Annotated in this window: 31 protein-coding genes; 19 read left to right on the top strand and 12 right to left on the bottom strand. The window is 68.2% G+C overall.

The features are described from left to right. Positions 1-5: 5 nt before the first annotated feature. The gene (locus AOM45_RS01265) at positions 6-926 is read left to right on the top strand and encodes a helix-turn-helix domain-containing protein (protein WP_030465753.1); all 921 of its coding nucleotides are present in this window, start codon (positions 6-8) and stop codon (positions 924-926) included. 68 nt (positions 927-994) lie between these two features. After that, positions 995-1,321, top strand: coding sequence for a hypothetical protein (locus AOM45_RS01260; RefSeq protein WP_156093596.1), 327 nt, complete (start codon positions 995-997; stop codon positions 1,319-1,321). On the opposite strand, the gene AOM45_RS01255 is transcribed toward AOM45_RS01260, so the two are convergent. Then, positions 1,322-1,819 carry a hypothetical protein gene (locus AOM45_RS01255; protein WP_030465755.1) on the bottom strand — a complete coding sequence of 166 codons (498 nt, stop codon included), beginning with the start codon at positions 1,817-1,819 and terminating at the stop codon, positions 1,322-1,324. A gap of 103 nt (positions 1,820-1,922) precedes the next feature. Beyond that, complete coding sequence (locus AOM45_RS01250) at positions 1,923-2,642, bottom strand: thermonuclease family protein (protein ID WP_156093597.1); 720 nt, start codon at positions 2,640-2,642, stop codon at positions 1,923-1,925. A gap of 113 nt (positions 2,643-2,755) precedes the next feature. On the opposite strand from AOM45_RS01250, the gene AOM45_RS01245 reads away from it, so the two are divergent. After that, positions 2,756-3,151, top strand: a complete 396-nt coding sequence (locus tag AOM45_RS01245; protein ID WP_156093598.1) for a hypothetical protein — start codon at positions 2,756-2,758, stop codon at positions 3,149-3,151. A 41-nt stretch (positions 3,152-3,192) separates the two neighbouring features. Here the strand turns inward: AOM45_RS01245 and AOM45_RS01240 are convergent, their stop codons facing one another. Both AOM45_RS01240 and AOM45_RS01235 read right to left on the bottom strand, forming a co-directional pair. Next, positions 3,193-4,407 (bottom strand): acyl-CoA dehydrogenase family protein, encoded by a 1,215-nt coding sequence (locus tag AOM45_RS01240; protein WP_030465758.1) that lies wholly within the window; start codon positions 4,405-4,407, stop codon positions 3,193-3,195. Positions 4,408-4,422: 15 nt separating this feature from the next. Then, a complete protein-coding gene (locus AOM45_RS01235) occupies positions 4,423-5,052 on the bottom strand; it encodes an SCP2 sterol-binding domain-containing protein (RefSeq protein WP_030465759.1) in 630 nt (209 codons plus the stop codon). Between the two features lie 101 nt (positions 5,053-5,153). On the opposite strand from AOM45_RS01235, the gene AOM45_RS01230 reads away from it, so the two are divergent. Beyond that, a complete protein-coding gene (locus tag AOM45_RS01230; protein WP_030465760.1) occupies positions 5,154-5,789 on the top strand; it encodes a TetR/AcrR family transcriptional regulator in 636 nt (211 codons plus the stop codon). Here AOM45_RS01230 and AOM45_RS01225 read toward each other — a convergent pair. Then, positions 5,778-6,539 (bottom strand): MaoC family dehydratase, encoded by a 762-nt coding sequence (locus tag AOM45_RS01225; RefSeq protein WP_030465761.1) that lies wholly within the window; start codon positions 6,537-6,539, stop codon positions 5,778-5,780. The two genes, AOM45_RS01230 and AOM45_RS01225, sit on opposite strands and share 12 nt — an antisense overlap. Further along, on the bottom strand, positions 6,539-7,774 hold the full coding sequence (locus AOM45_RS01220; protein ID WP_030465762.1) for a 3-oxoacyl-ACP reductase: 1,236 nt from the start codon (positions 7,772-7,774) through the stop codon (positions 6,539-6,541). Before AOM45_RS01220 ends, AOM45_RS01225 begins: the two co-directional genes overlap by 1 nt. Positions 7,775-7,827: 53 nt before the next feature. Between AOM45_RS01220 and AOM45_RS01215 the strand changes: the two genes are divergently transcribed. The 3 genes from AOM45_RS01215 to AOM45_RS01205 all read left to right on the top strand — a co-directional run bounded on the left by AOM45_RS01215 (position 7,828) and on the right by AOM45_RS01205 (position 10,393). Next, positions 7,828-9,033, top strand: a complete 1,206-nt coding sequence (locus AOM45_RS01215; protein WP_030465763.1) for an acetyl-CoA C-acetyltransferase — start codon at positions 7,828-7,830, stop codon at positions 9,031-9,033. 59 nt (positions 9,034-9,092) lie between these two features. Continuing rightward, entirely contained in the window at positions 9,093-10,064 is a 972-nt protein-coding gene (locus AOM45_RS01210; protein ID WP_051782841.1) for a serine hydrolase domain-containing protein, read from the top strand. A gap of 71 nt (positions 10,065-10,135) precedes the next feature. Then, positions 10,136-10,393, top strand: coding sequence for a hypothetical protein (locus tag AOM45_RS01205; protein ID WP_030465765.1), 258 nt, complete (start codon positions 10,136-10,138; stop codon positions 10,391-10,393). Here the strand turns inward: AOM45_RS01205 and AOM45_RS01200 are convergent. Further along, positions 10,390-10,992, bottom strand: coding sequence for an SIMPL domain-containing protein (locus AOM45_RS01200; RefSeq protein WP_236703040.1), 603 nt, complete (start codon positions 10,990-10,992; stop codon positions 10,390-10,392). The genes AOM45_RS01205 and AOM45_RS01200 overlap by 4 nt on opposite strands. Positions 10,993-11,146: 154 nt before the next feature. Here AOM45_RS01200 and AOM45_RS01195 point away from each other — a divergent pair, with 154 nt between their 5' ends. From AOM45_RS01195 to AOM45_RS01180, 5 genes are all read left to right on the top strand, one after another. Beyond that, positions 11,147-12,340 (top strand): ATP-binding protein, encoded by a 1,194-nt coding sequence (locus AOM45_RS01195; protein ID WP_030465767.1) that lies wholly within the window; start codon positions 11,147-11,149, stop codon positions 12,338-12,340. Positions 12,341-12,490: 150 nt separating this feature from the next. Further along, on the top strand, positions 12,491-12,637 hold the full coding sequence (locus tag AOM45_RS51650) for a hypothetical protein (RefSeq protein WP_167969512.1): 147 nt from the start codon (positions 12,491-12,493) through the stop codon (positions 12,635-12,637). 230 nt (positions 12,638-12,867) lie between these two features. Beyond that, the gene (locus AOM45_RS01190) at positions 12,868-13,719 is read left to right on the top strand and encodes an NAD(P)-dependent oxidoreductase (protein WP_030465768.1); all 852 of its coding nucleotides are present in this window, start codon (positions 12,868-12,870) and stop codon (positions 13,717-13,719) included. A 52-nt stretch (positions 13,720-13,771) separates the two neighbouring features. Continuing rightward, positions 13,772-15,142 carry a S28 family serine protease gene (locus tag AOM45_RS01185; protein WP_063756974.1) on the top strand — a complete coding sequence of 457 codons (1,371 nt, stop codon included), beginning with the start codon at positions 13,772-13,774 and terminating at the stop codon, positions 15,140-15,142. A 15-nt stretch (positions 15,143-15,157) separates the two neighbouring features. Further along, positions 15,158-15,499 (top strand): PIN domain-containing protein, encoded by a 342-nt coding sequence (locus AOM45_RS01180; RefSeq protein WP_035909178.1) that lies wholly within the window; start codon positions 15,158-15,160, stop codon positions 15,497-15,499. Here the strand turns inward: AOM45_RS01180 and AOM45_RS01175 are convergent. Beyond that, entirely contained in the window at positions 15,496-16,269 is a 774-nt protein-coding gene (locus AOM45_RS01175; protein WP_201779872.1) for an HAD family hydrolase, read from the bottom strand. The two genes, AOM45_RS01180 and AOM45_RS01175, sit on opposite strands and share 4 nt — an antisense overlap. A gap of 188 nt (positions 16,270-16,457) precedes the next feature. Here AOM45_RS01175 and AOM45_RS51645 point away from each other — a divergent pair, with 188 nt between their 5' ends. Together AOM45_RS51645 and AOM45_RS01170 are read left to right on the top strand one after the other, a co-directional pair. Continuing rightward, positions 16,458-16,637 carry a hypothetical protein gene (locus AOM45_RS51645; RefSeq protein WP_156093601.1) on the top strand — a complete coding sequence of 60 codons (180 nt, stop codon included), beginning with the start codon at positions 16,458-16,460 and terminating at the stop codon, positions 16,635-16,637. After that, a complete protein-coding gene (locus AOM45_RS01170; protein WP_030465772.1) occupies positions 16,621-17,289 on the top strand; it encodes a dienelactone hydrolase family protein in 669 nt (222 codons plus the stop codon). The genes AOM45_RS51645 and AOM45_RS01170 overlap by 17 nt, the downstream gene beginning before the upstream one ends. Here AOM45_RS01170 and AOM45_RS01165 read toward each other — a convergent pair. Continuing rightward, on the bottom strand, positions 17,286-18,305 hold the full coding sequence (locus AOM45_RS01165) for an NAD(P)-binding domain-containing protein (protein ID WP_030465773.1): 1,020 nt from the start codon (positions 18,303-18,305) through the stop codon (positions 17,286-17,288). The genes AOM45_RS01170 and AOM45_RS01165 overlap by 4 nt on opposite strands. A 116-nt stretch (positions 18,306-18,421) precedes the next feature. Here AOM45_RS01165 and AOM45_RS01160 point away from each other — a divergent pair, with 116 nt between their 5' ends. Beyond that, the gene (locus AOM45_RS01160) at positions 18,422-18,949 is read left to right on the top strand and encodes a hypothetical protein (protein WP_030465774.1); all 528 of its coding nucleotides are present in this window, start codon (positions 18,422-18,424) and stop codon (positions 18,947-18,949) included. A 59-nt stretch (positions 18,950-19,008) separates the two neighbouring features. Here the strand turns inward: AOM45_RS01160 and AOM45_RS01155 are convergent, their stop codons facing one another. After that, on the bottom strand, positions 19,009-19,581 hold the full coding sequence (locus AOM45_RS01155; RefSeq protein WP_030465775.1) for a PIN domain-containing protein: 573 nt from the start codon (positions 19,579-19,581) through the stop codon (positions 19,009-19,011). Between the two features lie 3 nt (positions 19,582-19,584). Beyond that, positions 19,585-20,067, bottom strand: a complete 483-nt coding sequence (locus AOM45_RS01150) for an excisionase family DNA-binding protein (protein ID WP_030465776.1) — start codon at positions 20,065-20,067, stop codon at positions 19,585-19,587. Positions 20,068-20,159: 92 nt separating this feature from the next. On the opposite strand from AOM45_RS01150, the gene AOM45_RS50470 reads away from it, so the two are divergent. Further along, a complete protein-coding gene (locus AOM45_RS50470; RefSeq protein ID WP_156249712.1) occupies positions 20,160-20,300 on the top strand; it encodes a thioredoxin domain-containing protein in 141 nt (46 codons plus the stop codon). A gap of 189 nt (positions 20,301-20,489) precedes the next feature. Here the strand turns inward: AOM45_RS50470 and AOM45_RS01145 are convergent, their stop codons facing one another. Beyond that, on the bottom strand, positions 20,490-20,717 hold the full coding sequence (locus AOM45_RS01145) for a hypothetical protein (protein WP_030465777.1): 228 nt from the start codon (positions 20,715-20,717) through the stop codon (positions 20,490-20,492). A 1,188-nt stretch (positions 20,718-21,905) separates the two neighbouring features. Here AOM45_RS01145 and AOM45_RS01140 point away from each other — a divergent pair. The 3 genes from AOM45_RS01140 to AOM45_RS01130 all read left to right on the top strand — a co-directional run bounded on the left by AOM45_RS01140 (position 21,906) and on the right by AOM45_RS01130 (position 26,142). Continuing rightward, entirely contained in the window at positions 21,906-23,744 is a 1,839-nt protein-coding gene (locus tag AOM45_RS01140) for an NHL domain-containing thioredoxin family protein (RefSeq protein ID WP_082157625.1), read from the top strand. A gap of 36 nt (positions 23,745-23,780) precedes the next feature. Then, positions 23,781-24,074 carry a GroES family chaperonin gene (locus AOM45_RS01135; RefSeq protein ID WP_081901890.1) on the top strand — a complete coding sequence of 98 codons (294 nt, stop codon included), beginning with the start codon at positions 23,781-23,783 and terminating at the stop codon, positions 24,072-24,074. Between the two features lie 283 nt (positions 24,075-24,357). Then, the gene (locus AOM45_RS01130) at positions 24,358-26,142 is read left to right on the top strand and encodes a VanW family protein (RefSeq protein ID WP_372497505.1); all 1,785 of its coding nucleotides are present in this window, start codon (positions 24,358-24,360) and stop codon (positions 26,140-26,142) included. Positions 26,143-26,206 lie beyond the last annotated feature (64 nt).

The raw sequence follows: 26,206 nt of genomic DNA, 5'->3' as shown, positions 1-26,206 counted from the left end.
TCCCCGTGACGCGCTACCAGATCGGCGAGCTGGCCAGGATGACCGGCCTCACCGTCCGAACGATCCGGTTCTACTCCGACCAGGGGCTCATCCCGCCCACGTCCAGAACGGTCGGTGGCTACCGGACGTACGACGGTGAGGCCGTCGCGAAGCTCAAGCTCGTCCGCACACTGCGGGACCTGGGAGTCGACCTGCCGACCGCCGGGCGGATTCTCGCCCGCGAGGTCACGGTGACCGACGTGGCGCGTGCACACGCGGAAGCGATCGACGCGCAGATGAAGACGTTGCGGCTGCGCCGTGCCGTCCTGCGCGCCGTCGCCAAAGGAGGGGAGATGGAACTGATGAACGAGTTGGCACGGATGTCGGACGAGGAGCGCCAGCGCATCCTCGACGACTTCTTCGAGGAGGTGTTCGGGCCGTACGAGCTGGATCCGCAGTTCGAGCAGCGCATGCGGTCCGTGCGGATCGAGCTGCCGGACGACCCGACGACCGAGCAGCTGGAGGCCTGGGTCGAGCTCGCGAAGCTCGTGCAGGACCCGGACTTCCGCGCGTCGATCAAGCGGATGTCCCAGCAGCACGAGGAGATGCGTCGCAGCGGCGCGGACATGGGCCCGCCGTCGGACAACCAGATGGAGGCGTTCAACTTCGCGATCGCCCGGGCTCGAGAGGCACTTGAGGCCGGTATCGCGCCGGAGTCGGACGCTGCTCGCGAGGTCGTGGCCCGCGTGAACGCCAACTGGGCGGAGGCGCTGGGCGTGCCGAACGACGAACGCGTCGTCGAGCGGCTGCGCACGTTCTCCGACTTCGCGGACCCGCGTGCCGAGCGGTACTGGGTGCTGATCGCGAAGATCAACGGCTGGCCCGCGATGCCGGACCACTCGCGTGAGCGGGCCTGGCTGCGCGCCGCCGGACAGCCCTTCGGCTGATCCACTTCGCGGTGACGGGAACTAGCTGGGCGCCCAGCTCGTTTCTGTGACAACGAAGGGGGATGATCATGTCTGCACTGTTCGAAATCCTCGGCGGAGCCATCGCCGACGCCTTCGGGCCCAGCGGAGAAGACCACTCGCGCGGAGACGGTGACGTCTTCCTGGACGGCGAGTGGCACGAGGGCGAGCTGTTCTTCGGCCCCACCAAGATCGTCTGGGACGAGCGGATCATCTTCAGCGACGACGAGGGCCGGGTCGAGCTGATCGTCGACCAGGACCCGCCGCACCCGAACTACGTGGTGCTGCACTTCCGTCGTGCCGAGGACGTCGTGCTGCTCGCCGTGCACCGCCGCGAGCTCAAGCGCGTCGGCGCGGTCCTGAAGCTGCCGGCCTGATCAGCCGGTCTCCTCGATCCGCCGCACCACGCCGGCGAACCCGAGCACACCCCCGGCGATCGCCAACCCGAAGGCGCTGTACGTGCGCTGGTCCGCTGCCTGGGCCGCGTCGTACTGCTCTTCGGTGAGCACCTTGACGGGTTTGTGCTTGCGGGTCGCCGTGTACTGACCGTTCTCGTAGTTGAGGTCGCCGAGCTCGCTCCGCGCGGACGACGTGGAAATCCCGATGATCCACCCGCCGCAGAACGCCAGTGCGGCCAGCGTCAACGCCCACATCGGCAACGACTCGCGCAGATGCCGGACCGACGTCCACAGTCCGACCTGGAGCGAGGCCCTCGACCGCACCAGCATCAACACGCCGAGGGCCGCGGACGCCGGCACCGCCACGAAGTTCCACCACGGGGGCAGCGCCGGCTCGCCGTTCGTCGTGAACACGACGACGCTCGCGTCGAGCACGATCAGCACGATCGCGGCCCACTGCAACGGCAACAGCCTCATGGCCCAGCAGGATATGGCCGACCTGGACGTTTACCGGGCCATAACCGCAAAACGAGATGGTGTGAGTGGCCCGCCGGCGCAGGGGAACGGCGGGCCACTCACCTCAGTCCTTCACGACGTTCCGCAGCTCGGCCTCCTTGCGGTACAACGTCGGCACCGCCTTGGTGACCTTCGACAGCAACACCGTCTGGTCGACCGGCGCCACCGCGTCCCACGTCAGCCCGCCGGGCTTGGCCAGCTGATCCACCAGCCCGATCGCGGTCCTGGCCGTGTCCGCCGCCACCGTCAGCTCCGCCTTGCTCGCCTTGAGCGGCTGCGCCTCCACGACCGCCGCCGCTTCGGTGATCGCCTTGACCTGCCCCGGCAACGTGCACGGCACCTCGGGCGAATGCAGCCCCTTCTGCTTCTCGGCGGCAGCGTGGTTCGCTTCCTTGACCCTGTCGAGGAAGTGCGTGCCGTTGACGACCGGCACCGCCAGCCCGTCGGCGATGAGGGCGGCGTTGACCAGTCCGTCCTGTGTGGACAGAGCAGCGAACTGGCCCTCTTTCACGACGGTGACAGGAGTCCCTTCCGGCAACAGCTCGCCGAGCCGTTTCCTGGACTCCTCGTGCAGGCACTCGCCCGCAGCGGGAGCGTCGACGTTCACGAGCCTGACCACCGCGACGCGATCGCCTTCGCGCACCTCGACGGTCTCCGCGTCGACCACGCGCACGACATGACTGATGGCGACCGGTGCGGGACGGTCCACGACCGTCACGACGTAGGCACTGCTCGCGGCACCGGCCAGAACCGCGGCGGCCATCAGGTACACATTCGGGAGCATCACGATTCCCCCTAACGCCGATCCACTGAGCTGATCGGAGCAGCGGGTCCGCGCGTTACTCCGCGCGTTCGAGGATTTACCGTCGGCTAACCGGCGCGACCTACGTTCACCACGTGCTGATCAAACTGGCAATCGTCACGACCGGCGTTGCCCTGCTTCTCGGGGGAACAGCGCAAGCAGCAGAACCGACCCCGCCGACCTGCCCGAGCGCGGTGCAGATCGGCACGACCGGTGTCGTCAAACGCGGCGCCACGACCATGGCCACCATCACCCAGTTCGAAGGCTGCGGCGGCAAGTACGGCCACGTCCGCCTCCAGGGGGCGAACCTGTACCGCGCGTCGATCCGCCTCGTCGGCGGTGGCTCGTTCACCCCGCCGACGCAGGGCGCACGGGGCCAGCGCGACGTGTGGACGTTCAGCAAGGCGCTGAACGACAAGTGCACGGCGGCGGAGGCCACCCTGCGGACGACCGAGGAATCGCTGACCGGGCGCAGCGGCCTGTCCTGCTGAACGAACCGGGCCGGGGCACCGCGCCCCGGCCCGCCGTCAGCTCACTTGATCTGCATCCCGGAGATCATCCGCGACACCACGAGACGCTGGATCTCGCTGGTCCCCTCGAAAATGGTGAAGATCTTCGCGTCCCGGTGCATCCGCTCCACGGGGTGCTCCCGCGTGTACCCGGCCCCACCCAGGATGTGGATGGCCCGCTCGGTCGCCCACACCGACACCTCGGACGCCTTGAGCTTCGACATCGAGCCCTCGCCCGCGGTGAACGGCACGTTGTTGCGCCCCATCCACGCCGCCCGCCACACCAGCAGCCGTGACGCGTCGATCTCCATCCGCATGTTCGCGAGGTCGAACGCGATCGACTGGTTCTCGATGATCTTCCGGCCGAACGCCTCGCGGTCCTTCGCGTACTCCAGCGCGTAGTCGTAGGCGGCCCGTGCGACACCCACGGCCATCGCGCCCACGGTCGGACGCGTGGTCTCGAACGTCGCCATCGCGGCCTGGCCACCCGCGCGCAGTCCCTCACGTGCCCGCGCCAGCCGAGCGTCCAACCGCTCCTTACCGCCCAGCACGCAACGGCCGGGCACGCGCACGTCGTCCAGGAACACGTCAGCGGTGTGCGAGGCGCGCATGCCGTGCTTCTTGATCTTCCCCGGCGACGACAACCCCCGCGTGCCGGGCGGCACGATGAAGCCGGCCTGACCGCGGGCGCCCAGCGAGGGGTCGACCACTGCGGTCACCACGTGCACGTTCGCGATGCCGCCGTTGGTGGCCCAGGCCTTCTGGCCGTTCAGGACCCACTCGTCGGTGGCCTCGTCGTAGCGCGCCCGCGTCCGGTAACCGGCCACGTCCGAGCCCGCCTGGGGTTCGGAGGCGCAGAACGCCGCGAGCTTCGGGTCCGACTCGTCGCCGAAGCACTCCGGGACCCACTCGGCCAGCTGCTCGGGTTCGCCGCCCGCGAAGATTCCGGCCACGGCCAGGCCGGTGCCCATCAGCGACAACGCGATGCCGGCGTCACCCCAGAACAACTCTTCCGTGGCGATCGGCAAGGACAACCCGATCGGGTCCGCGAACCAGGTCGCCAAAGCCTCGAAGCCGTAGAGGCCGATCTTGGCCGCCTCCTGGATCACCGGCCACGGCGTCTCCTCGCGCTCGTCCCACTCCGAGGCAGCCGGCCTGATCACGTCCTTCGCGAAGCCGTGCACCCAGTCGCGCAGGTCGGTCTGGTCTTCGTTCAGTTCGAGCGAGAAGCCACCCACTGCAAAACCTCTCCGTCAGGCCTTCGGGATGTTGAACAGGCTCATGAACCCGGCCGCGAATCCGAGGTCGCCCTTCACCTTCAGCTTGCCCGTCATGAACAGCACGGGGGCGGAGGCGTTGCCGGTCGCGAGCTTCAGGAAGTCGGCGGGCGTCAGCGTCACGACGGCGCGGGCCTCGCGCGTGACACCCTTGTTGATGGTGCACTGAGCGTCTTCGATGATGGCCTCGTAGACGTCTTCCAGCACGTGGAAGTGCACGACGGCACGGGTGGCGCCCGCACGGTCCGCGCGGAAGTGGACCTCCATGCGGCGGAACACCTCGTCGAGCACCCGGACGCGCAGTGCGGGATCGGCCACCACGGCCTCGATCTGGTCCTTCGAGGCGCGCGAGATGATCCTGGCGAAGTTGGACGGGTCCATCTTCGAGAGGTCGAGGTCAGCGCCACCGTCGGCCAGCCGGCCCAACGCGGTCAGAAGTGCCGCGAAGTCGTCCTTGCCCAGCTTCTTCGGGTCGATGCCGCGGGCGATGACGTCGATGTCGACGCCGGCGAGGGCCGGGTCGTCCGGCGAGACCTGCTGCAGCGTGCTGATCAGCTCGGCAGGGCTGAGCTTCGCGATCGCCTCGGTGGTGAGGTCGAGCGTCATTGACACACCTCCTGGTACCTACTCGCGAGTAAGAATACTGGCGAGTAGGTAGACCGGCAACCCGATCGGATAATCTTGTTCCTCCGAACCGAGGGGTAGTGATGCGCACAGAAGGTCGAGCCAAGCGCTTGCCACGCGCGGTGCGTGAGCGGCAGATCATGGACGCCGCCGTCGACGTGTTCTCGCGGCTCGGCTTCCACGCGGCCTCGATGGACGAGATCTCCGAGGTCGCAGGCATCTCCAAGCCGATGCTCTACGCCTACCTCGGCTCGAAGGACGAGCTGTTCGCGACCTGCATCCGGCGTGAGGCCACCCGGATGATGGAGGCCATCGCGACCGGCGTCGAGCCCGACCAGGAACCCGACGTGCAGCTGTGGAGCGGGCTCAGAGCCTTCTTCGGGTTCGTCGGGGAGAACCGGGCGAGCTGGCAGGTGCTGCACCGGCAGGCGTCCAACCAGGGCGGGCCGTTCGCCGCCGAGCTCACGGACATGCGCGGCCGCGCGGTGTCGCTGGTCGCGGCGCTGCTCACCCAGTCGACGAAGGCTCCCGCGACCAAGCTGGAGGCCGAGTCTCTGGCCGCCGCGCTGGTCGGGGCCGGCGAGTCGCTCGCGGAGTGGTGGCTCGACCACCCCGAGGAACCCGCCGGCGTCGTCGCGGCCCGCCTCATGAACCTCGTCTGGATGGGCTTCGGCGACCTCGTCGAGGGCAACGTCTGGCATCCACCGTCACGTCGTTGAGCCCAGCAGGTGGGGCCCCTTGCCCCACACGGCGAACTCCCAGCCCGCGCCGTTCTCGTGCGCCGAGAACTCGACGCGGCCGGGGATCAGCAACGGCTTCTTGAACTTCACGTCGACGGAGACGGCCTCGGGCAGCCGTCCCTCCAGCGCCGCGAGACAGCGCGCTTTCGTCCACATGCCGTGCGCGATCGCGCGCTTGAAGCCGAACAGCTTGGCGCTCAACGGGTACAGGTGGATCGGGTTCCGGTCGCCCGACGCCGCGCCGTACCGCCGTCCGATGTCCCCTGGCACCTTCCACACCGCGGACCCGACCGGCCGGTGGAGCTCCTCGCCAGAGCCCGATGTGCCGCCGGTCCGGCGCAGGTAGGTCGAAACCCCTTCCCACACACCGGAAACCGACGTCACCACGTCGACCTGGGTGCCCTGGGGGTGCGGCCGCAGATCGCGCGCGGACACCGTGATCTCCAGCGGTTCGTCCAACGTCAGCGGCCGCGACTGCGTGATCCGGTTCGCGACGTGCACGAGACCTGGCAACGGGAACGGGAACCCGGAGCCGGTCATCAGCTTCATCTGCAACGGAAAGCCCAGCACGTGCGGGTACGTCAGCGGCAGCACGTCGCGCAACCCGAACCCGCACACCGCGTTGTACGCCGTCAGGTGCTTCAACGAGACGTCGAAGGTGGCCGAAACCGGTTGGGCGGCCAGGGTTTCCCCGCGCCGGAACGACGTCAGGGCGGCACGCAGCAACATCAGGTCCCCAGCAGCATCTGTCCGCACACCCGCACGACGTTGCCGTTCACACCACCGGAGCCCGGCGACGCGAACCACGCCACGGTCTCCGCGACGTCGACCGGCAGCCCGCCCTGCGAGAGGCTGTTCATCCGGCGTCCGACCTCCCGCGTCATCAACGGGACGGCCGCGGTCATCTTCGTCTCGATGAAACCGGGCGCGACGGCGTTGATCGTGGCCCCGCGAGCAGCCAGAACGGGCGCGAGCGAGTTGACCATCCCGATCACGCCGGCTTTCGACGTGGCGTAGTTGGTCTGGCCGACGTTGCCCGCGATCCCGGCGATCGACGACACGCCGACGATCCGCCCGCCCGCGCGCAGCACATCGCCCTCCAGCAGCGCGGCGTTGATCCGCTCCTGGCACGCGAGGTTGACCTCCAGCACCGCGTCCCACAGCGAGGAGTCCATGCGCGCCAACGTCTTGTCACGGGTGATGCCCGCGTTGTGCACGACGACGTCGACACCGCCGTGCCGTTCCAGCAGGTACGACGTCAACCGGGCGGGATCGCCGGTGATGTCGAGCTGCAACGCGGACCCGCCGACGGCGTTCGCGACCTTCGACAGGTCCTCCCCGGCCGCGGGCACGTCCAGGCAGATCACGTGCGCGCCGTCGCGGCCCAGGGTCGTGGCGATCGCCTCGCCGATGCCTCGCGAAGCACCCGTGACCAGCGCGACCTTGCCCTCCAGCGTGCCGGTCGGCGACGCCGCGGACACGGTGATGACCTGCCCCGACACGTACGCGGACCGTCCGGACAGCAGGAACCGCAGCGTCGACTCGACCCCGTCTTCTGCGCCGTCGGCCACGTACACGAGGTTGGCCGTGCCACCTCGGCGCAGTTCCTTGCCGACGGAACGCACGAAGCCTTCGAGCGCCCGTTGCGCGACGGAGTCCGGCGACCGCCCGATCACGATCACCCGTCCGCACGGGCCGAGCTGTGTGATCACCGGGTGGAAGAAGTCGTGCAGCTGCCGCAGGTCGCTCACCGACGAGATGTCCGACGCGTCGAAGACCAGCGCGCCGTGGGGAGCGGCCCCTGTCTCGAGCTGCTTCAGGAACGACAGCCGGGAAGCCCCACCGACCAGCACGGGTGTGGCCAAAGCGGCGTCGCGGCGGAGTGGGTGCGGGTTCGGCAGGCCGAGCCTGCGCACGAGCTGGCGTCCCAGCCCCGACGATGCGAACTTCTGGTACCTGTCCACGTCACACAACCTACTCGCTAGTAAGTCTACCCGCTAGTAGGTAGTATGGCGGCATGCGAGTAGCGATCATCGGCGGCAACCGCATCCCGTTCGCCCGCTCGAACGGCCCGTACGCCACCGCGTCGAACCAGGACATGTTCACCGCGGTGCTGGACGGCCTCGTCAGCCGCTTCGGCCTGCAGGGAGAACGCCTCGGCGAGGTGGTCGCGGGCGCCGTGCTCAAGCACTCGCGCGACTTCAACCTCGTCCGCGAGTCGGTCCTGGGCAGCAGGCTCAGCCCCGAGACGCCCGCGTACGACATCCAGCAGGCGTGCGGCACGGGCCTGCAGGCGGTGATCGCGGTCGCCAACAAGATCGCGCTCGGCCAGATCGACGCGGGCATCGCGGGCGGCGTCGACACCACCAGCGACGCGCCGATCGGCGTCAACGAGAACTTCCGCAAGCTCCTGCTGGAGTTCAACCGCACCCGCAAGGTCAGCCTGCTGACCAAGCTGCGCCCCGGCCACGTCGTGCCGCACCTGCCCCGCAACGGCGAACCGCGCACCGGCAGGTCGATGGGCGAGCACGCGGCCATCACCGCGGCCGAGTACGGCATCACGCGCGAGGACCAGGACGAGCTCACCGCTCGCAGCCACCACAACCTCGCGCGGGCCTACGACGAGGGCTTCTTCGACGACCTCGTGACCCCGTACCTCGGCCTGACCCGCGACCAGAACCTCCGTCCGGACAGCAGCGTCGAGAAGCTGGCGAAGCTCAAGCCGGTCTTCGGCGACACGATGACCGCGGGCAACTCGACCCCGCTGTCCGACGGCGCGTCCGCGGTGCTGATGGCGACCGAGGAGTGGGCGCGGGAGCGCAACCTCCCGGTGCTCGCGTACCTGACGTTCGCCGAGACGGCCGCCGTCGACTACGTGCACGGCGAGGAGGGCCTGCTCATGGCCCCGGTGCACGCCGCGCCGAGGATGCTCGGCAAGGCGGGCCTCTCGTTGCAGGACTTCGACTTCTACGAGGTGCACGAGGCGTTCGCGTCCCAGGTGCTCGCGACGCTGAAGGCGTGGGAGAAGGAACTGGGCGAGATCGACAGGGCGAAGCTGAACGTCAACGGCTCGTCGCTCGCGGCAGGTCACCCGTTCGCCGCGACCGGCGCCCGGATCGTGGCGACGCTGGCGAAGCTGCTGCACCAGAAGGGAAGCGGGCGCGGGTTCGTGTCGGTGTGCGCGGCAGGCGGTCAGGGAATCACGGCGATCCTGGAGCGATGAGTTTCGCGGTCGGGTGAAGTCCACCCCTCCGACACCACGTTCGGAGAAGGATGGCGACCATGACTTTGCAGGCGGTTCTGGAGGCTCACCGCGAGACCGTGCCCGACGCGGTGGCGCTCATCGCCCGAGGCGGCGACGTCGAGATCGCGTCGGTCGGCGCCGACACCCGCGAGTCGGTCTTCCCGATCGCCTCGGTCACCAAGCCGATCGTCGCCACCGCGGGCCTGATGCTGGTGCGTGAGGGCACGATCGCGTTCGACGACCCGATCGCGAACTGGCTGCCCGAGCTCGCGAACCCGGTGGTCGTGCGGAGATTGGACGGTCCGGTCGACGACGTGGTCCCCGCCACGAAGCCGATCACCGTCCGGCACCTGCTGGCCTCCCGCAGCGGCTGGGGCTTCACGGCGGACTTCTCGTTGCCCGCCACCCAGAAACTCTTCGAGAACGCACACCTGCACGGCCGCGAGGACCTGCCGGCACCGGACGAGTGGCTCAAGCAGCTCGCGGAGGTCCCGCTGCTGCACCAGCCTGGCGACGGCTGGCTCTACAACACGGCCTACGACGTCCTCGGCGTGCTGCTGGACCGGGTCACCGGCTCGCTCCCGGACTTCCTCGCCGATCGCCTGTACCGCCCGCTCGGCATGACGAACACCAGCTTCATCAGCCGGGTCCTGCCGTCCGGCGCCGGTGGCCTGAAGTCCACTGTGGACGACCTGCTGGCGTTCAACCGTTTTCTGCTGTCGAGTGACCTGCTGCCCGAACTGGCGACGGACACCACGTCGCCCGCCGAGCGCGAGGCCGCGAGCATCTTCCTGGAGGGCCAGGGCTGGGGCCTCGGCGGCAGCGTCGACATCGCCGAGATCGACCCGTGGAACGTGCAGGGCCGCTACGGCTGGGTAGGCGGTTCCGGCACGGCCGCCCACGTCGTCCCGTCGGCCGACCTGATCACGATCCTGCTGACCCGCACGGCCATGACGAGCCCGGCGCCACTGGCGATCATGCGCGACTTCTGGCGCTACGCGGCGCGCTGAAAGCTATGTAATTGAACCGTCAATCAGGCACACTCTCTGGACCGCGACGTGGCGGTTCCGGGGGGTGGCTGATGCTCGCAGACGTCGATCCAAGTGAAGACCCGGTGCTGGCCAGAGCGCTGGTGGGCACCATCCGAGACGACTGGCGCCCCGCCGCCGACGCGATGGCGTCGGCGCGGGAGTGGGAACGCCGCGCCTACGTGACCCTGACCCTGGCCACCGCGGCCGCACGCCGCGGCACGTGGCTCCAGAAGTGGCTCGAAGCGCGTCCGGGCGACCGCGACGCGGCGGCGGTGCACGCGGCGGTGGAGACCCTGCAGGCCAGTTAGTCGAGCAGTGACCAGGCGGCCGTGCACGCCGCCGCCACCGTGATCTGCTGCGCCTTCAGGTTCAACTGGTCCACCATCCCGGCCGGCCCAGCCATCTCGAACGACGCGGCCCCGCTCATCATCCGCGGCGAATACCCGACACCACCCTCAGCGTCCCCGATGCGCAGCAACGGTCCGAGCCGCCGCCCGAGCGCCGCCGCATACCCCTCGGCACGCCGCAACGCGTCGGCGACGGCCTCCTTCTGCGCCTCGCGGATCGCCTCGGTGTCGTCGACGAGCGTCCACGTCGGTCCGTTGATCCACGACGGCTCTGCCTGCACCAGTTCGCCCAGCAGCCCGTCGAGCTTGTCGAGGTCGGACACCCAGATCACGTACTGCTGGGAGGCACGGCTGCCGACTCGCTGGTTGTTGTCCCAGTCGTCGTGCACGGACAGCTGCCGCGAACGCACCTCGAAGCTCTCCAGCAGCGGCTCGACGGCCGAGATGCGCTGGTTGAGCAGGCTCACCGCCTCGGAGCGTTCGGCGCCGAGAGCCTCGAACGTCACGTCCACCTGGGCGCGGTCGGCGGTTCGCTCGACCTCACCGGTCCCCTTCGTCACGACTTCAGCCACCTGGCCAGCCAACCCGGACACCACTCCATCCGCAACTATTAGGCTTTATAGCTTCAATCCTAGAAAGCCGAATACAGATCCAGTCGAGGTTCGTCTGCGCGTCTCTACGGCGAGCACTAGAAACGCGGATACGGTGCGAGCCATGGACCCGGTGCGCAATCCGTTCGCCCCCGGTGCAGGCCAGCGGCCTCCTGAGCTCGCCGGCCGGGACAAGGAAGTCGGAGCGTTCGAGGTGGTGCTCGAACGCGTGGCCCGCGGCCGTCCTGAACGCAGCCTCGTGCTGACGGGGCTGCGGGGTGTCGGCAAGACGGTGCTGCTCGGCGAGCTGCGGTCCATGGCGGTCAAACGCGGCTGGGGCGCGGGCAAGGTCGAGGCCCGGCCGGACGCCGACCTCAGACGGCCCCTGTCCGCCGCGCTCCACCGGGCGATCCGCGATCTGGCGGTCCGGCACCGCGCTCCCGACCGGGTCGAGGCGATCCTCGGCATCCTCAAGGCGTTCGCGCTCAGGGCCGCTCCGGACGGCGCCAAGCTGCGCGATCGCTGGCAGCCGGGCATCGACGTCCCCGCGGCGTCCGGGCGCGCGGACTCCGGTGACATCGAGATCGACCTCGTCGAGCTCTTCACCGACGTCGCAGAGCTCGCGCAGGACGTCGGCACGGGCGTCGCGCTGCTCATCGACGAGATGCAGGACCTCAAGCCCGACGACATCAGCGCGTTGTGCGCGGCGTGCCACGAGCTCTCGCAGCTCGGGGCGCCGCTCGTCGTGGTGGGCGCCGGCCTGCCGCACCTGCCCGCGGTGCTTTCCGCGAGCAAGTCGTACTCGGAACGCCTCTTCCGCTACGTCCGCATCGACCGGCTCAGCCGCGAGGACGCCGACCGCGCCGTGCTGGCACCGGTCGAACGCGAGGACGCCGGCATCACGGACGAGGCGCTGGACGCGTTGTTCGACGCGAGCGGCGGCTACCCGTACTTCATCCAGGCCTACGGCAAGGCGGCCTGGGACGCCGCGCCGACCGATCCGATCAGCGCGCTGGACGTCTCCGTGGCCGCTCCGGAGGCCGACGCGGAGCTGGCCGTGGGCTTCTTCGGCTCCCGATACGAGCGTGCGACGCCCGCTGAACGCGAGTATCTCCGGTCGATGGCCGAGTTGACCGACGGAAAGGATGCGGGCGTCAACACCGCCCAGGTGGCCGACCACCTGGGGCGCAAGCCCTCGTCGCTGTCGCCCGCGCGGGACTCGCTCATCAAGAAAGGCCTGGTCTACAGCGCGGAACGGGGTCAGATCGCCTTCACCGTGCCGCACTTCGGGAGGTTCCTGCTCGGCCGGGAGGACTGACTGCTGTTGTCCGGCCGTTCACGTTGTCGGCCGATGATTCATCGGCCTGTGCCCCAACTCACCGGATAATCGCGTGCGTTCGTGGGTGGAAGGGTGCATACTTGAGTCACCAACAGAGAACAGACCTCCGAGAGGGAAGTGCAGACCGAGATGAACTTCGCAGCGAAGCTCCGCGCCCGTCGTGCCGAGGCGCGCAACCGGAAGGCCGTGGCTCGCGCGATCGACATGGCCACCACGCCGGCCATGCGTCACGAGCTGATGGCCATCGCCCAGGCTCAGGTCACCACCCTGCGCTGACTCACGACCCGGCACTCGCTCGACAGCGCCCTGTCGCGAGTGCCTCCCCAACGGAAACCCCTGGAGCACCTCCCGCGCTCCAGGGGTTTCAATCTGTTAAACGTGATCCACGCCACAGTATGATGGCGTTGTAACAGTGCACGTCGGTCCGCCGATGTCACGGTTGACCTCGCGGTGCTGTCGGACCCCCGACCTGGCAGCACTGCGAGGTTTCTTGTTTGCTGGGGGACATGGAGATCGCCGTGCTCGGCACCGGCCTCATGGGTGCCCCCATCGCCGCCAACCTCTCCGCAGCCGGACACCAGGTCCGGGTCTGGAACCGCACGCGCGCCAAAGCCGAACCACTCGCTGCCCAGGGCGTCACCGTCGCCGACACACCCGCTGCCGCCGTCGAGGGCGCGGAGATCGTGCTGACGATGCTCAACGACGGACCCGCCGTCACCGCGGTCGTGCAGGAGGCCGCCCCTTCGCTGTCGCGCGACGCGGTGTGGATCCAGGCGTCCACGGTGGGCGTCACCGCCACGGAAGGCCACATCGCGCTCGCCCGTTCGCTCGGGCTCGGGTTCGTCGACGCCCCGGTGCTGGGCAGCGTGAAACCGGCGCAGGAGGGTGAGCTCGTCGTGCTCGCGTCCGGCGAGGAGGAGCTGCGCGAGCGCGTGCAGCCGGTTTTCGACGTGATCGGCGCCCGCACGATGTGGGTCGGCGAGGCCGGTGCGTCCTCGAAGCTGAAGCTCGTCGCGAACAGCTGGGTGCTCGCGCTGACCGCCGCGGTCGGTGAGGCCGTGTCGCTGGCGGAGTCGTCGGGGCTCGACCCGAAGCTGTTCCTGGAGGCCGTGTCCGGTGGCGCGATGGACTGCGCGTACCTGCAGATGAAGGGCAACGCGATCATCGAGCGGTCCTTCCCGCCGGCCTTCACCGTGCAGACCGCGTTGAAGGACGCGCTGCTCGTCAACGAGGCGGCCGTGCTGGCCAACGTGCAGCTCGACGTGGCGCAGGCCTCCAGCGCCCGCCTGAACCGCGCGGTCACCAAGGGCCACGGCGACGAGGACATGGCCGCTTCTTATTACGCCAGCTATCAATAAGCCCGACGATCGGCCGGTCCGGCGGGACGTGCGGGCTCAATAACGTGGCTTGGTGAACAGACTCGTACGCTCCCTGCTGGCGTTCGGCCTGGTATCGGCGCAGGTCATCGCCACGGCCGCGGTCGTGTCCGCGGCAGAAGACATCAAGGACCGCATCGCGGCGATCCCCGGAGTGCGGATCATCAGCGAGGGGACGTCCGGCACCGCGCGGACGTTCGTCCTCGGTATCCAGCAGCCGGCGGACCACCGCTGGCCGAGCGGCCAGCGGTTCGAGCAGCGCTTCTCGTTGCTGCACAAGGCGGAGTCGAAGCCGATGGTGCTGCACACCTCCGGTTACCACCTGCCCGGCACGATCAGCGCGTCCGAGCCCGCCAGGCTCGTCGACGGCAACCAGATCAGCGTGGAGCAGCGGTTCTTCACGCCGTCACGGCCGTCGCCGGCGGACTGGGACGACCTGAACATCTGGCAGGCGGCCAACGACCACCACCGGATCGTCGCCGCGTTCAAGAAGATCTACGGCGCTCGCTGGCTCTCGACCGGTGCGAGCAAGGGCGGCATGACGTCGGTCTACCACCGCAGGTTCTTCCCGCGCGACGTCGACGCGACCATCGCGTACGTCGCACCGAACGACGTGGTGAACGACCGCGACGTCTACGGCGAGTTCATCCGGAACGTCGGCAACGACCCGTCGTGCAACCGGCGGCTGGAGGGCGTGCAGCGGCAGATCCTCGCGCACCGGGACGAGATCGTGACCCGCTTGGAGGCCAAGGGCTACACCTACAAGCAGTTCCGCGGGGCGCACCGGGCGTTGGAAGTCCTGGTGCTGGACACGCCGTTCACGTTCTGGCAGTACGGCACCCAGGACCAGTGTGCTCTCGTGCCCGGCGCGGCTGCTTCGGTGGACGACATCTGGACGTTCATCGACAAGACCGTCGGCTGGGACTTCTACACCGACGCCGGTGTCGCGCCCTACGAGACGTACTACTACCAGGCGGGCACGCAGCTCGGCTGGCCGGAATCCGACGAGTCCGCGGTGCGCGACCTGTTGCGCTACCCCGGTTCCGGCGTGCCGCGCACGATGGTGCCCGCCTCGATCGAGTTCCCGCGCTTCGACCGGCACGCGATGAAGGACGTCGATCGCTGGGTGCGCCACCAGGGTTCGCGGCTGCTGTTCGTGTACGGGCAGAACGACCCGTGGAGCGCGGAACCGTTCCGCCTCGGACCGGGCACGCGCGACTCGCTGTCGTTCGTGGTGCCGAGCGGCAACCACGGCGCCAACATCGCCAAGTTGCCCGAGAAGGAGCGCGCCACGGCGACGGCGGCAGTCCTGCGGTGGGCCGGAGTCTCCGCTCCTGTTGGTGCTCTTGGTGCCGACGAAGAGGGCCCGGACTCGCTGGACGCGCTGCGGGCGCGGCGGGGCTGAGGCACGCTGTGGGGCGTGAAGCCGTTGCTCGTGGTCGATGCAGCCAACGTCGTGGGATCGGTGCCCGACGGGTGGTGGCGCGACCGAGCGGGCGCGGCCGAACGCCTCCGCGACGCCCTGCGCGGCCGTGACGAGGAGGTCGTCCTGGTCGTGGAAGGCAAGGCGCGCAACGTTTCCGGCGTCGAGGACGTCCGCGTGGTCGCCGCCGACGGCAGCGGAGACGACGCGATCGTCGAGGTGGTGCGTGCCGCGGCCGGACGTGCCGTGACCGTGGTGACCGCGGACCGCGCGTTGCGGCAGCGCGTGATGGCGCTGGGCGCCGAGGTGGCCGGTCCCACCTCGGTACCGCGCCGCTAGAGCCGGAAGAGGCTTTCGAGGACCTGGGCCACACCGTCCTCGGTGTTCGGCGGCGCGTGGTTGACGCAGGCCTGCTTCACGAGCGGGTGCGCGTTGCCCATCGCGTAAGCCGTCCCGGCCCAGCCGAGCACCGACAGGTCGTTGGGCATGTCACCGAACGCGATGACCTCTTCTTTGGTGATTCCCCTTGCTGTGCAGAGGGATTCGAGCGTCACCGCCTTCGAGACGCCGGGCGGGCTGATCTCCAGCAGACCGAGCCCACCGGAGTGGGTGACCGTGACGTGCTGCCCGACGGCCTCCCTGGCGATCTCCATCATGTGGTCGACCTCGGCGTCCGGAGCCCAAGCCAGCATCTGCACGACCTGGTGCGCCTCTTCGAAGACGTGGTCGAGCAACTCCAGTGTCCGATGTGGATTGTTGGCGCTGAACCCCTTGAACCCGGGCTCGCACAGCACCTCCAGCCCGGTCTCGACCGCGATGCCGACCTCAGGGATGACATTGGCCAGGGCCTCCGACACCTTGCGCACGACGTCGAGCGGCACCGTCTGCGCCTGGGTCACCTCGCGGTTGGTCAGGTCGTAGATCATCGCCCCGTTGGAGCAGATCGCCGTGCCGGTCAGCTCGAGGTCCTGCACGAACCGCGGCGGCCGCGCGGTGACGACCACGACGTCGGCGTCGACGGCGTTGAGGGTGGCGCGGGTGCGGTCGCTGAGGACTCCGCCCGGTTGCAGCAACGTGCCGTCGAGGTCGGTCGCGATCAGCCGGATCATCGGCCGATTATCGGGCAGGACTCCCGACTCACTCGAACGGTAGCCTCTTCGCCTCCGTGGAGGGCGGCATACTCGAACGTGCAATCCGGAGGGGAGTACTCCCTGAGCACCGTTGTCGTCAGTTGAGGAACCGCAGGTGGGCAACCCGGCGTTGTCCCCCGAGCCGCGTTCCCGGTGACGGTGGCCGTTTGGTCGTCAGCCTGATCGCCCTCCGAGGAACCGATCCGAGCCAGCGCCCCGAAATCATCCGCGCCCTGGCCGACCTGATCAGCGCGGCCAGGCGCGGCCGCGACCCGTCGCGCAGGGCGAAGTCGCTGCCGACCACCAACGATCATCAGGCAGGATCGACTCATGACCCATCGAGTTGACGACATGCCCCTGCCGGTCTGGCTCCCCGAGTCCGGCTCCGGCCCCGGCATCGTGCTGATCCAGGAGATCTTCGGCCTGGACGGCTACCTGCGCGGCGTCGCGGAGAAGCTCGCCGCCCTCGGCTACGTCGTGGCCGTGCCCGAGCTCTTCCACCGCTTCCAGCCCGGCTGGGTCGGTGAGCACGACGAGGCCGGCATCGCGAAGTCGATGGAGGTCGTCGGCAGCCTCGACTTCCCGCTGGCCGTGCAGGACGTCGTCGCGTCGCTGCAGTACCTGCGCGGGCTGCCCGAGGTGACCGGGGGCGTCGGCGTGCTCGGGTTCTGCCTCGGCGGCACCCTGGCCTACTCGGCGGCCGTCGCGTCGGACCCCGACACCGCCGTCTCGTTCTACGGTTCCGGTGTGCCCGACCAGGTCGGGACGCTGGACCAGGTGTCCTGCCCGATCCTGTTCCACTTCGGCACCGAGGACTCGTTCATCACCGGGTACCAGAAGGTCGTGGACGCGGTGGCCGCGCACGAGGGCGCCGAGATCCACCTGGAGCCCGCGGGTCACGCGTTCCTCAACCACCTCGGCCCCTGGTACGACGAGGAGGCCGCCGGCCGGGCCTGGGACCTGACCGCCGCGTTCCTCGCGCGCACGTTGCCCGCCTAGGAGATGCACGGCACCGCGAGCTGCTGCGAGAAGAACCTCTCCAGCGGCTTGCGGTGCAGCCGGCGTTCGACCGCGATCAGCTCGTTGCGCCGGTAGTGCCTGACCTGGGTGCTCGTGACGACGAACCCGTTGCGTTCGGTCGTGGGCATCTCGTCGTAGAGCAGCGCGTGTCCTCCTTGTGGCACAACGACGTCCGCCAGGCCGTCCGGGATCTCGCTGGCGCGCGTGGCGATGGTGGCGGCCAGCGCGTCCGGCCGGTTGCGCAGCCTGCGGTGCGGCCACGGCACTCCGTGGTGCTGGGCCTCCAGGGTGCGGTGCAACGACCTCGCGGCGTGCCTGATCGCTTTGATCGAGTCGCCGCTGATCACGTGGGCGTGCGGCACGTCGAGCGAGGTGTCCCTGCGGAAGCCCGCGCACACGACGACCCTGTCGTACCGCAGCTCGCCGGTGCCGTCGATCGTGGCGACGAACTCGTTGCCCTGCTTGACGATTCGCTGGACCGTTCGGCCGACCGTGTGCGTCAGTCTGGCCGTGGTCGAGATGTTGTCGGCGGTCTCGAACGCGCTGTGCCCGCGTCCGATGATCAGCACCCGCTTGCCCGCGTACGCGGTCGGGTCGGTGCTGGCGCTCGCGTACGTCTCGGCGTGCTCGATGCCCGGAATGCTTGGCACGTGGGGCTTCTTGCCGGTGGCGATGATGACGTGCCCGGCCTGGTAACGGTCCAGGTCGGTGACGGGGGTGTTGTAGCGGACGTTCAACGGCCGCGCGAAGTCCTCCAGGTAGCGCACCAGATCGTCCGCGTCGGGGAAGGAACGCTTGCTGTACCTGGAGAACGGCACTCCGTCGAACAGCGAGTTGTCGTCCGTCGAAAGGACGCGGTGCCGGGGAAACATCCGGAAGAAGCTCGCCGGTCCGGGCTCTGCCTCGAGAATCACGTAGTCGCGGCCCGCCCTGTGCAGGAAGCGCCCCATCTGCAGGCCGGCCGGTCCCGCACCGATCACCAGGTAATCAACCATCACGCACCCCTCCCGGCCTCCTCTACGCCGAACACGGCGAAAAGGTTCAGACGGGCGGTCTGCGTCCATGATGACGGCTACCGGCGAGTTCGGGCCAGCGCCATTACGCTGGGGTGATGAGGTTCTTCGCGGTACCGGCACTGGTTCTGCTGCTGGCCGCCTGCTCCTCCCAGGCCGAGCCGACCTCCACCCCCGAGCCCACCCCCACCGAGCCGACGAGCGAGCCCACCACCATGCCGCCGACGCCGCCCAGGCAGGAGCCGTTCGACATCGAGACGGACGGCAAGGAAATCCGCGCCTGGCAGAACTCCCCGGAGGAGATGGGGTTCGTCTACCGGTCGCAGCCCGTCGACTTCACGCTGAAGCCGCGCAACACCGCCAGCACACCGCAGACGGGCGCCAGGATCAGGTTCGTCGTCGAGGACATGGACGGCGAGGGTGACCTGACCGTCGGCGGCGACGGGTGGACGTGCGAGGGCGGGCGCGACATCGCCTGCACGACGTCCGGCACCGCGGAGCCGGGCGGCACGTGGGCGCCGCTCACGCTGACGATGCGGCACACGAAGGGCGGGCAGACCCGCGTGGTCGTGCACTGGGGGGACGTGGCGCCGCACGTGATCTTCCGGTGGGACACGAGTACCTGAGCCACGGCCAGGACGAGTGTGAATCGCCGTGCCCGTTTCTGGACGCCCGCTGCCACGGCTCAGCTTCTCCAGGTGTCGAACCTGCGATCACCGCGACACGCATCCGCGAAACCGAGGCACCCGTGGCCTTCGTTGCCGAGGATGTCCAGCAGGTCGTCCACCGACCGCGGAGCTCGTCGGTACCGGGACACCTGGCGCCGGATGGCGTCATGAACCACCTCAGGTGCGAGGTCGAGTTGGTCCTGCAGGAACTCGTCCGGATGGAGGATCGTGATGCCGTAGGGGTCGGCGGACGAGTTCGGGAAGTCCTTCAAGTTCTCCGTGACCAGCACCTCGGCTCCTCCTCGGACCGCAGCGGCCAGCACGTGCCGGTCCTTCGGGTCGTTCGTCATCGATCCGACGAGCTGCTCGTAGTCCTTGACCTCAGCGTCCGGGAAATGGCGGGTCATCTGCTCCAGGCGATGTGAGATCTGGGCATCGGACGCACCGCGCTTGCGCAAGTTCCGATCAAGCTCGGCCAGCACGTCGACGGACCACAGCGGCCGGTAGATGCGGGACTCGGCGACTGTGAGGATCGTGTCGCACAAATACGGCTTGAGCAGGACACAGGTGTCGAAGAAGACGGGAAACAAAGATCACCTGTCGTCGGTCGGTAGCCGTTCGAACGGAGTGTCCAGCGGAAGGTCGTACAGACCGCTGTCTTCACCGTCGCGAACCATCTCGTCCAGTCCTGCGGCGCGTGCCCGTTGCACTCGATCCTGGTATGCGAGCAAGTCTGCGAGCATGACGCGGGGGTGGCGGTTCGGCTGCTCGTAAGGGATTTCGCCCGCTTCGAGCAGTCGCACGAGGGTGGGCCGCGAGACACCGAGCAGGTGAGCGGCCTCGCTTGTGGTCAGAACTGTGTGTTGTGGCGCGACTGTGATCGCCAGCCCTTGCGACATCGCGAAGACCACTTGCCGCAGCACCTCGAAGACCTCCGGTGGAAGGTCGAGGTGGGCGCCGTTCGGTGCGACCAGGGCAGCGGTCTCTCCGCGCAGGGAACTCAGCGCTGCTACCCAGCCGGCCAAGCTCTCAGGTCTGGCGGGTGGCAGCACCGTTCGTTCACTGGCAGCCGTCATGCGTCCATCCTAGCCCAGCAAAACGAACAAAACGAAAGTCTCAAGTACTGGACGCAGGAACACGCACTCGTTCCACGGTGTTGGATACGGCCGTGACGACTGTGAAGCGCCGTGCCCGTGTCCGTGCCCCTGAGCTGGTAGGACGCGGCTGGCTGAACACCGGTGACACCACCGTCGCCCTCAAGGATCTCCGCGGCAAGATCGTGCTGCTGGACTTCTGGACGTTCTGCTGACAGACGTTCACTCCGGTCAGCTGGCGTTGTGCCTACGATCGGAATCTGTGGGGTTGTCGATGAGGGCGTGTGGTGCGGACATGTACCACCCAGTTCACTCGATCACCGCTGGCGTTCGGTATGCGCGTGGCTCTGAGAGCGGTGCTCGGTGTCCCGAGTTGGGCGAGGCCATGTCGAGTACGAGGCGCATCAGTGTGAGCCGCCGTCACCCGGCTCCTTCGGAAGTTCCTTCGTTTCGGGCTGGTCGGTCTTAGTCCCGAGGTGCAGGAGTTTGAAGATCTTGAGGAACGTCAGCTCGATCCTGCCCCGGTTGTACTTGAGGACGACTAGGACGACAGCGAACCCGAAGACGTAGGGGAGCGCTTGCGTTAGGAAGTCCCAGATGGGGTCTGGGGGTTGCACTGTTGGCGTCTGCATCGTGGCCTTCCTCGGGGCGGGCTTGTGTCCAGGGCTCTAGGTCGTCGACTTACATGCGTGCTCGCGGCGGCCGAAGAAACTAAAGGGGTGCGCGAACAAGCACCCTCTTCGGGTGCGGGTGGTTGGGGTGCGGGAACTGTAGACACTCCACCGGCGAAAGTTCGCGTGGGGCCGGTGAATGGGCGAGCCGAAGCGTCTTTGCAGGTCAGAACCGCTTGCCGTGCGGGTGCGGTCAGAGACGCCGTACCTCCCCAGAACGGTGCGTTAACCGGTCAGCATCGGCAATGCGGCTGTGACCTGGGAGAACAGCAGCTGGCGCTCTAGGTTGTCCTACTTCGTTGAACGGACACCTGACGTCAGCGCCTTGCAACGATGCTCAAGCGATTCACCCGTAGGGGCCCATATGCCAACTAAGCTATATTGCCAAGTAGGCATGTGTAGTGGTCAAGACCTGCCTGGATACGAAATACGCTGAGCGTGGTTGGGCTAGCTTGAGTCCGCGTCGAGTCAGAAGATGTCGAGCGGACAGTCGGCCGGCGCAGCGACGATTCGTCCTGGTGGCGCGGGTGTACCTCAGTCGAGCTTGAGGTGAACAACTGCCAGGTCCCAGACCGATCCCTCGCGGTGACCAGATTGGACTCGGCCATCCTCTTGGCCTGTTGTCACACCACAGCACGTGCAACGGGTCAGTCACGTCAGAACTGGGCGGAGATTGCCCCTTCGGTGGGCGACGAGCCAACGACCGATTTCAGCGGCTCGGTCGTGCGCCTTGGGCAGCAACGAAACCGGGCCTGAGTTCCTACGATTCGTACACGCGGAAGAAGTGGGCGATGGCCGTGTAGGCGTGCGAGGCGGCGAATGTCTGTTCCAGTGGCCGCTGTTCCTTCGACCACGAGTTCACGAAAAGCCGACTACGCCACTGCGAATTCGGTACCACCCTGTCAGAGTGCACTCCCTGCGGACATCTCGTTCCCTCCCGACTCGGCGAGCACGTGCTCCTGGGTGTGGGCGGTCCCAGGCGTCTCGTCGTGTCAAGGGTCACCTAGTTGTAGGTTGTCTGTCAACACTTACTCTGCTGTCCGACAAGATGGGTAGGGAGCGGCTTGGCTTCCTCCTTTATTGCCACCAGCTAGAGCTGTACGGTCGGCGTCCGCATCGTGGGATGCGGAATCGGTGCCATGCCCCAGGATGTTGACTACGCCCGTGAGTACCGCGAAACCGAAGCGTGCCCGTGTACGAGCCCCTGAGCTGGTAGGACGCGGCTGGCTGAACACCGGTGACACCACCGTCGCCCTCAAGGATCTCCGCGGCAAGATCGTGCTGCTGGACTTCTGGACGTTCTGCTGCATCAACTGCCTGCACGTCCTCGACGAGCTGCGGCCGCTCGAGCGCGAGTTCGAGGACGTGCTGGTCACGATCGGCGTGCACTCGCCGAAGTTCGTCCACGAGGCCGACGCTGACGCGCTCAAGGCCGCCGTCGAGCGCTACGAGGTGCACCACCCCGTCCTCGACGACCCGGAGCTCACGACCTGGCAGAACTACGCGGTCAAGGCCTGGCCGACGCTCGTGCTGGTCGACCCCGAGGGCTACGTCGTGCACGTCGCCGCTGGTGAGGGGCACGTCGAGGCGCTCAGGACGATCATCGGGGAGCTGGTCGAGGAGCACGACGCCAAGGGCACGCTGCACCGCGGCACCGGTCCGTACGTCGCGCCCGAGCCCACGAACACCACGCTCAGGTTCCCCGCGAAGGCCGTCGTCACGCCGAGCAACACGATCCTGGTCAGCGACTCCGCCCACCACGGCATCGTGGAGCTGGAGGCTGACGGCGAGACGGTCATCCGTCGCATCGGCACCGGCGAACGTGGTCGGGCCGACGGGCTGAACCCCACCTTCTCCGAGCCCGCGGGCCTCACGCTGGTCCCGAAGACCCACGGTTACGACGTCGTCGTCGCGGACACCGTCAACCACCTCCTGCGCGGCATCGACCTCGACACGGGCGAGGTCACGACGCTCGCGGGCACCGGCGAGCAGTGGCGGGACGGTGAGACGGACGGGCCGGCCGACAAGATCGACCTCACCAGCCCGTGGGACGTCGCCTGGTGGAACGGTGGCGTGGCCATCGCCATGGCCGGCAACCACACGCTCGGCTTCTTCGACCCCGCGACGGGCACCGTCAGCAGGCTCGCGGGCACCACCGTCGAGGGCATCAACGACGGTCCGGCCGAAGGGGCCTTCTTCGCGCAGACGTCGGGGCTGGCCGCGGACGGCGACAGGCTGTGGATGGTCGACTCCGAGACGAGTGCGCTGCGCTACCTCGAGAACGGTGAGGTCCACACCGTCATCGGCAAGGGGTTGTTCGCGTTCGGGCACAAGGACGGCGACGCGGACGAGGCGCTCTTGCAGCACCCGCTGGGCGTCACCGTGCTCAAGGACCACTCCGTCGTCATCTCTGACACCTACAACAACGCGATCAGGCGCTACGACCCGGAGACCAGGACGCTGTCCACCATCGCCACCGACATCGCCGAGCCGTCCGACGCGCTGCTCGTCGACGGCGAACTGGTCGTCGTGGCGAGCGCGGCCCACCGGCTCGAACGGTTCGCGGCCGCCGCCACCAAGATCGACGGTGAGGCCCACGAGGTGAAGCGGCCGAGCACGGACATCGCCGCGGGCGCGTTCGAGCTGGCTGTCGTGTTCACGCCGCCCACAGGGACGAAACTGGACGAAAGGTACGGACCGTCCACGCGTCTGGAGATCACCAGCTCGCCCCCGGAGCTGATCTTGGAGGGTGCCGGGGTCGGCACCGATCTGGTACGGGCGTTGCGGATCAACGATCAGGTCACGAACGGCGTTTTGCACGTCGTAGCGCAGGCCGCCAGTTGCAGTGACGATCCTTCCGACGAACACCCGGTCTGCCGTCTGACCAGGCAGGACTGGGGGGTGCCGGTTCGAGTTGTTGCCGATGCACCTACCCGCCTGCCCCTGCTCATGGGCGGCATGGACGAGGCCGGTCGGGAGGCCACGTAGACTCTGCGGGTGCCTGATGTCAAGCTCGAGATCCAGATGCTGTACGACCGCGTCATGGTGCGCATCTCGCCGGAGGACGGCGAGCGGCGTTCCAGCGGAGGCATCGTGATCCCCGCTACGGCCCAGATGGCGAAGCGGTTGGCGTGGGGTGATGTGTTCGGAGTCGGTACCAGCGTGCGGCACGTGAAGGTCGGCGACCGGGTTCTGTTCAACCCGGAAGATCAGCTTGAGGTCGAGGTGCAGGGCACCACGTATCTCGTGATGAAGGAACGCGACCTGCACGCCGTTGCATCGGAGCTCACCGAGCACGGTACTGGTCTGTACCTATGAGCCGCCGGTTCGTGATCTGCGCCTGATAGCTACACACATATGCCACCTCAGTAGAGACAGGGCAACGGGGAGAGCTGTGCCGTACGACGCTGACAAGACGAGAGCGATGCCTCCGGTGGGTCCCGGCGGCACGGCCTCGGAGCAGACCACCAAGATCAACCCGGTCCAGCTGAACGCCGCCACCGACGCGTGGCCGTCGGAGGAGCCGGACACCAGCGAGCCGACCGTCACGGCGGCCGTGCCCAACGTCGGGTTCCCCGCCAGCGAGGACGCCACCGAGTACATGCGGCCGGTGGCGCCGCCGGCGCCGCAGCCAGAGGACTCGGGCGTCTACGGGCCCGTGATGATCGAGCCGGGCGAGGACGACGCCCCGCCGAAGAACACGAAGAAGAAGGCGCTGATCGTGGCCGCGGCCGTGGTCGGAGCGTTCGGCCTGCTCTACGGCCTCGACATCCTCGTGTCCAGCGGCAACGTGCCCCGCGGCGTGACCGTGGCTGGCGTCGACGTCGGCGGCATGAGCCACGACGACGCCGAGAAGAAGCTGCGCGACGAGATCGGCCCGCGGCTCAGCAAGCCCGTCGCGCTCAAGGCCGGCGACGTCAACGCCGAGCTCGACCCCAAGGCCGCGGGTCTGGAGCTCGACTGGGACGCCACGATCGACCGCGCGGGCAGCCAGCCGCTCAGCCCGGTCACGCGCGTCACCTCGTTCTTCACCAGTCGCGAGGTCGGTGTCGCGACGAAGGGCGACAACGCGAAGGTCACCGGCGCGCTCGAGGCCCTGCGGCCGAAGCTCGACCACGACCCCATCGAGGGCACCATCAAGTTCGAGGGCGCCAAGCCCGTCGCCGTGGACCCGCACGACGGCCAGAAGCTCAAGGCCGACCAGGCCGCGGGCGCGGTCGTCGCGAACTGGGCGTCCGGCAGCCCGGTCGAGGTCCCGATGGACTTCACCCCGGTGAAGACGACCAAGGAAGGCGTCGAGAAGGCGCTCAACGAGGTCGTCAAGACGGCCGTGTCCGGTCCCGTCACGATCAAGGGCGAGGGCAAGGACGCGACGCTCACCCCGGAGCAGATCGGCGCCACGCTGGCCTTCACGCCCGGCGACGGCGGCGCGCTGAACGTCGCGGCGAACAAGGACAAGCTCGTCGAGGCGGTCGGCCCGCAGCTCAAGGACACGGAGAAAGAGGGCAAGGACGCCCAGATCGTGTTCGAGGGCGGCAAGCCGGTCGTGAAGGAGTCGGTGGACGGCCTCGGCGTCGACTGGGACAAGAACCTCCAGCCCTACTTCGACGTGCTGAAGAAGACCGACGCGCGCGAGCTCAAGTTCGAGTACAAGCACACGCCCGCGAAGGTCACCACCGAGCAGGCGAACAAGATGGGCATCAAGGAGGTCATCGGCGAGTTCACCACCGGTGGCTTCGCCGCTGCCTCGGGCGTCAACATCCGGGTCGTGGCCGAGAAGGTCAACGGCGCCATCGTGAAGCCGCACGAGACGTTCAGCCTCAACAAGTACACCGGCCCCCGCGGCACCGCGCAGGGCTACGTCGAGGCCGGCATCATCAACGACGGCATCCCCGACAAGGCGGTCGGTGGCGGCATCTCGCAGTTCGCGACCACGCTCTACAACGCGTCCTACGTCGCGGGCATGAAGGACGCGGGCCACAAGGAGCACAGCTACTGGATCACGCGGTACCCGAAGGGCCGTGAGGCCACCGTGTTCATGGACACCGCGGGCAACAGCCCGATCGACATCGCGTTCACGAACCCGGACGACACGGGCATCGCCATCCAGACGATCTGGACGCCCTCCACGATCACCATCAGGCTCTGGGGCACCAAGAACTACGACGTCACCGGCTCCACCAGCGGCGAGTTCAACCCGACCCAGCCGCAGGAGAAGAAGGTCACCAAGGCCGGTTGCTCGCCGAGCAACGGCGTCCCCGGCTTCTCGGTGACGGACACCCGCACGATCAAGGACCGCCGCACCGGCCAGTCCCGCAGCGAGTCGCGCACGGTTCGCTACGACCCGCAGTACAAGATCGTTTGTGAGCCGCCGCCCGGCGGCTGAGACAAAGCCCGGTTCACAGTGGCCACGCGCGGGTATTCACCCGTTCGTGGCCACTGTTGCGCAT

Source organism: Lentzea aerocolonigenes (assembly GCF_000974445.1).
Lineage (GTDB): Bacteria > Actinomycetota > Actinomycetes > Mycobacteriales > Pseudonocardiaceae > Lentzea > Lentzea aerocolonigenes.
This window is presented reverse-complemented; position numbering and strand designations above follow the sequence as displayed.